We start from the raw sequence: 5,138 nt of genomic DNA on the forward strand, positions 1-5,138 counted from the left end.
CGCGCGCGGTTGCCGCGATCCGGCCCTTTCCGGGCGGGGGGGTAAACCGCCCCCCCCCCCCCACCCGGTTGGCCGGCTCTTCTTACCACCCCCCGCCCACTTTTCGTTGTCCCGGGAGCCGGAGTGCCACGCCGGGACAAACCCCCGCAGTGACTCGAACCGGCCGTTCCATTCGGTACGCTCCCCAGGTCTTTCGGACGCCGGGAAGCCGGTGCCGGCCGCAGCAAAAGGGGGATGTGTCGCGATGACGACACCGTCGCAGAGTCCGTTCCAGCCACTTCAGGCCGACGATCCTGCCGTGGTCGGCGGCTACCGCGTGGTGGCCGTCCTCGGCGCCGGTGGCATGGGCAAGGTGTACCTCTCGTACACGCCGGGCGGCCGCCCCCTCGCCGTCAAGGTCATCCGGCCCGAGTTCAGCGAGGACGCGGACTTCCGGCGGCGCTTCGAGCAGGAGGTGCACTCCGCTCAGCGCGTCCAGGGCCTCTACACGGCGCCGGTCATCGACTGCGACACCAAGGGCAACCCGCCCTGGCTCGCCACCGCCTACGTGCCCGGCCCCTCCCTCGCCGGAGCGGTCGCGCAGCACGGCGCCCTGCCCGTGCGCAGCACCCTGCTGCTCACCGTCGGCGTCGCCGAGGCGCTGCAGGTCATCCACGGTGCGGGCATCGTCCACCGTGACCTCAAGCCCGGCAACGTCCTGCTGGCCTCCGACGGCCCGCGCGTCATCGACTTCGGCATCGCCCGCGCCGCCGACGCCACGTCGCTCACCAGCAGCGGCGTCACCGTCGGCACCCCGGCGTTCATGGCCCCCGAGCAGGCGATGTCCGGCACCGTGAGCCCCGCGACGGACGTGTTCGCGCTCGGCCAGATCGCCGCGTTCGCCGCCATCGGCGCCCCCGCCTACGGGGAGGGCGCCTCGCACGCGGTGCTCTACCGGATCGTGCACGAGGACCCCGACCTCAGCCGGCTCCCCGACGCGCTGCGGCCCCTGGTCACCCGCTGCCTGAGCCGTGACCCCGCCGACCGGCCCTCCCTCGACGAGGTCATCGCACTGTGCCACGAGGTGTCGCCGACACCGCTGCGCCAGGGCGAGGACTGGCTGCCCCAGTCCTTCGCGACCGCGCTCGTCGACCGCTCGCAGATGCCGGCCCCGGCGCAGACGCCGCCGCCCACGTCGGGGGCGGCCACGCCGGCGCCCGTCGCCGGGCAGCCGCCGTACCCGCCGACCCAGGCCTCCGCCACGCCGCCGCCGGTCGCCGGGCACGCCTCGCACGCGCCCACCCAGGCCGCCGCCACGCCGCCGCCCGTGGCCGGTTCGACGCCGCATCCGCCGACGGCCGCCGTCCCGCCGCCGACCGGGCCCTCGCCGTACGCACCCACCGCGTTCGCCCAGACCCCGCCGCCCGTCGCGCAGCCCGGGTACCAGACGCCCCCGCCCGTCGCGCAGCCCGGGTACCAGACGCCCCCGCCCGTCGCGCAGCCCGGCTACCAGACGCCTCCGCCCGGCCCCGGCTACCGGGGTCCGATGCCGCCGACCGGCGGGCACGCGCCGATGGGCGCGCCGCACCCGGGCGTCGGCCGCCCGTGGGCCGCCGCTCCGCCGCCCCCGAAGAAGAAGACCGGGCTCATCATCGCCGGTTCGGTCGTCGCGGTCTTCGTCGCGCTCGGCCTCATCGGCGCCCTGGTCGACGACACCAAGGGCGACCAGTCGTCGTCCTCGGGCGGTTCGAGCAGCTCCGGCGGATCGGGCGGGTCCGCGAAGGGCAAGGACAACGGGAAGCGACCCGACCCCAAGCCGGCCACGTACAAGAACATCAACCTGACGGAGAACTACTACCTCCAGCTCGGCGACAACCCGGTCAAGCCCCTCGACGGCGGCGGCACGGGAGCCTCGTACTCCGGCGGTGACTTCTTCTTCTACACGGACTCGATGGGCTTCAGCGACGCGAAGGTCGGCACCGACAACGGGAAGCTGGTCCTGCTCAACAACGCGCAGAAGGGCTCGCTGGAGACCTGCCGCAACGAGACCCGCTTCACGGAAGACATCACGATGGACCAGCTGGGCGCCGGTTCGCAGATCTGCGTCCGCAGCAACGCCGGCCACATCGGTCTCATCACCTTCCGCGGCAAGTCGGGGACCAACGACCCGAGTACGTACATCACGCTCGACGTCACGACGTGGCGCAACGCCGAGGAGCCGGTCCAGGAGGACTGAGCCGCCGTACGGCGGGGCGCCGCGGGGTTCCCGAGCCTCAGGGAGCCGGCGCCTCGCCTCCACGGTGTGTCGATGCTGCTCGTCCGCCGAGCGCCAAGGCCCCGGAGCCCGTGGGCCGTTGCAGCCACGCTGGCAGGGGAGCACCGCTCACCCGTCACTCCTCGGCATCAAGAACGCGTAAAGATTGCCGGATTGCGGCAATGTGCGGGCGCTCGGCCGCGGGGCAGGATGGTCGTGGCAGGAACGGGGGGCCGACTCCGATGCCGGGTTCCGGAAACGGGGCCCGGCAGCGGAGTGCCGTCGGGGGAGTCATGGCACGAGGGGGCGGGGCATGGACGAGGCGCACGCGACACGGGGGATCGCGGTCGCTCACGGGGGAACGGGCAGCGCCCGTCCGGTCGTCCGCACGGCTCCGTCCCTCGCGCCTGACGCGTTCGGGCCCGCCGAGCCTGGGAGGAGCGAATCCGCTTCGGCTCATCTCGCGCCGGACGAACCCGGGCCGGCTCACCCGGCATTCGACGAGGCCAAGCCGGCTCACCCCGCACCCGACGAACCCGCGCCGGACGAACGGGCACTCGACGAACCCGCGCCGGACGAACCCGGCCCCCGTCGCGCGGAGTCGCCCGGCGCCGGCGCCTGAGACCCGGCGCCGCACCACCCATCCACGCGCGGAGAGCCGCGACGTCACGGCACGCCGACAGGCCGACACGGTCCGCAACCGAACCGGTGCGCACCGCGTCCGTGACTGACGTCATCCCTGTGCCGGTCGTCCCCGTGGCGGCCGCACCGCGTCTTCACCGTCACCGAGGGGTCAACCACCCCTGGATCCGAAGGACTTCTTCATGGATGCCACCACCGTGGGCATCGGCGTGTCCGTCATCGCCGCCCTGCTCGTCGTCGCCGCGCTGCTGCTCGTCTTCACGCGTCTGTTCCGCAAGGTCGAGCAGGGCAAGGCGCTCATCGTCTCGAAGATGCGCAAGGTCGACGTGACCTTCACCGGGCAGATCGTGCTGCCGGTGCTGCACAAGGCCGAGGTCATGGACATCTCGGTGAAGACCATCGACATCACCCGCACCGGCCGCGACGGCCTCATCTGCAAGGACAACATCCGGGCCGACATCCGGATCTCGTTCTTCGTGAAGGTGAACAAGAGCGTCGACGACGTCATCCGCGTCGCGCAGAGCGTCGGCACCGCGCGGGCCAGCGACCAGAAGACGCTCCAGGAGCTGTTCCACGCGAAGTTCTCCGAGGCGCTCAAGACGGTCGGCAAGCAGCTCGACTTCACCGACCTCTACACCAAGCGCGAGGAGCTGCGGTTCCGGATCATCGAGGTCATCGGGGTCGACCTGAACGGCTACCACCTCGAGGACGCGGCGATCGACTACCTGGAGCAGACGCCGCTCAGCCAGCTCGACCCGGACAACGTCCTCGACGCGCAGGGCATCCGGAAGATCACCGAGCTGACGACCGTCGAGCACGTGCGCACCAACGAGTTCCAGCGCACGGAGGAGAAGGAGATCACGCGGCAGAACGTCGACGCCCGCGAGACCATCCTGGAACTGGAGCGCCGGCAGGCCGACGCCGAGATCAAGCAGAAGCGTGAGATCGACACCGTGCGGGCCCGTGAGGAGGCCGAGACGGCGCGGGTCGTGGAGGAGGAACGGCTGCGGGCGCAGGGCGCGTTCCTCGTCACCGAAGAGAAGCTCGGGGTGCAGCGCGAGAACCAGGCCCGCGAGGTCGCCGTCGCGCAGAAGAACCGCGAGCGCGTCATCGCCGTCGAGAACGAGCGCATCGAGAAGGACCGGCTCCTGGAGGTCATCGCCCGCGAGCGCGAGACGCAGCTGTCGAAGATCGCCGCCGACAAGGAGGTCGAGGCGGAGAAGCGGGAGATCGCCGAGGTCGTCCGCGAGCGCGTCGCCGTCGACCGCACGGTCGCCGAGCAGGAGGAGTCCATCAAGAAGCTGCGCGCGGTCGAGGAGGCCGAGCGAGGACGGCAGGCCGTCATCATCGCGGCGGAGGCCGAGGCGCAGGAGAAGCTCGTCAAGGACATCAAGGCCGCGGAGGCCGCCGAGCAGGCCGCCACGCACCGCGCCGCCGAGCAACTGACGCTGGCCGAGGCCGAGTTGAAGTCAGCCGAGCTTCAGTCGCAGGCCAAGCTGAAGCTCGCCGCGGGTCTGCAGGCGGAGGCGGCGGCCGGCGGGCTCGCCGAGGTGCAGGTGCGCGACAAGGAAGCCGAGGTCATCGAGAAGGCGGGTCGTGCCGAGGCCGAGGCCACCGAGGCGCGGATGCGCGCCGAGGCGGAAGGCGCCCGCGCCAAGGCCCTCGCGGAGGCCACCGGGATCGCCGAGAAGCTGAAGGCAGAGGCCGAGGGCATCAACCAGAAGGCCGTCGCGATGGCCGCGCTCGACGAGGCCTCGCGCGGGCACGAGGAGTACCGCCTGCGGATCCAGGCGGAGAAGGAGATCCGGCTCGCCGGACTCGACGCGCAGCGGCACGTCGCCGAGGCGCAGGCCGCGGTCCTCGCCACCGGCCTGGAGGGCGCCGACATCAACATCGTCGGCGGCGAGTCCGTCTTCTTCGACAAGATCGTCAACTCGATCGCGCTCGGCAAGGGCGTCGACTCCTTCGTCAAGAACTCCGAGACGGCCCAGGTGCTCGCCGGTCCGTGGCTGGACGGATCGGCGGACTTCACCGCTGACCTCTCCAGGATCCTCGGGTCGGTCTCCACGGCCGACGTACAGAACCTCACCGTCTCCGCGCTGCTCATGAAGCTCATGAAGAGCGGCGGCGAACAGGCCGGTCAGGTGCGCGAACTGCTCGACAAGGCAGGCCAGTTGGGGCTGGCCGATCTGCCGATAGCCGAGCTGAACGGCACCGCGCGCACCTGACCCGAGACCCCGGCCGGGGACGCCCCACGGGGGTG

2 protein-coding genes are annotated in these 5,138 nt (G+C 71.8%); both read left to right on the top strand.

The window, feature by feature from the left end; all coding sequences use genetic code 11:
* Positions 1-244: 244 nt before the first annotated feature.
* The gene (locus ACFW9D_RS37795; protein WP_384629959.1) at positions 245-2,215 is read left to right on the top strand and encodes a serine/threonine protein kinase; all 1,971 of its coding nucleotides are present in this window, start codon (positions 245-247) and stop codon (positions 2,213-2,215) included.
* Between the two features lie 842 nt (positions 2,216-3,057).
* The gene (locus tag ACFW9D_RS37800) at positions 3,058-5,103 is read left to right on the top strand and encodes a flotillin family protein (protein WP_384629961.1); all 2,046 of its coding nucleotides are present in this window, start codon (positions 3,058-3,060) and stop codon (positions 5,101-5,103) included.
* Positions 5,104-5,138 lie beyond the last annotated feature (35 nt).

The sequence above is a fragment of the Streptomyces sp. NPDC059524 genome (assembly GCF_042749255.1).
GTDB classification, from domain to species: domain Bacteria; phylum Actinomycetota; class Actinomycetes; order Streptomycetales; family Streptomycetaceae; genus Streptomyces; species Streptomyces xanthii.

Bases quoted from the DNA above. Each gene is read 5' to 3' on its own strand.
- ACFW9D_RS37800 (WP_384629961.1), top strand. From the start codon at position 3,058: ATGGATGCCACCACCGTGGGCATCGGCGTGTCCGTCATCGCCGCCCTG.
- ACFW9D_RS37795 (WP_384629959.1), top strand. From the start codon at position 245: ATGACGACACCGTCGCAGAGTCCGTTCCAGCCACTTCAGGCCGACGAT.